At 46.0% G+C, this 537-nt stretch carries 1 pseudogene; it reads right to left on the bottom strand.

Going from position 1 to position 537, the window contains the following annotated elements:
• A pseudogene (locus ACS8FC_RS20475) lies at positions 1 to 537 on the bottom strand (ribonuclease R); the annotation flags it as partial.

Below are 537 nucleotides of genomic sequence, written 5' to 3'. Positions count from 1 at the left end.
CCAGTCAATGATATCGACTTTAACAGGAGCGCCTTGCTTAATATTTAGCGCCTGAACATTGTCATCAGTAATGGTGATTGGTTGATGATTGTTTGGACTGCCAAGCTCAACACAATAGCCGTCTTCATCACGTACAAGAGTACCGATGAAATTGTTTTGGCGGCGCTCGACTACATCAACAATGCGACCTTCGGTACGACCGCGATTATCTGTCGAGGTGCCGACAGCTGCTACTGTATCGCCATTGAATACCCAGCGCATTTGCTTTTCATGCAAAAACAAATCTGGCATATCACTTAGCACCACAAAACCAAAACCTTTTGGATGTGCAGATACCGTACCTGTAACGATATCTTGTTTGGTGACCGTGCGATAGCGATAAGGACGGCCTTCACGGTTCACTTGCCCATCACGTGCCATTGCCTTCAAGCGATTGCCCAAAGCGTCAAATTGGTCAGGATCATCAATATTAAAGGCTTTTGCCAATTGTTGATGCGTGACTTCCCCATGCTCATTAATCGTGCTGAGTATCAGCTC

The sequence above is a fragment of the Psychrobacter sp. 1Y4 genome (assembly GCF_051847555.1).
This window is presented reverse-complemented; position numbering and strand designations above follow the sequence as displayed.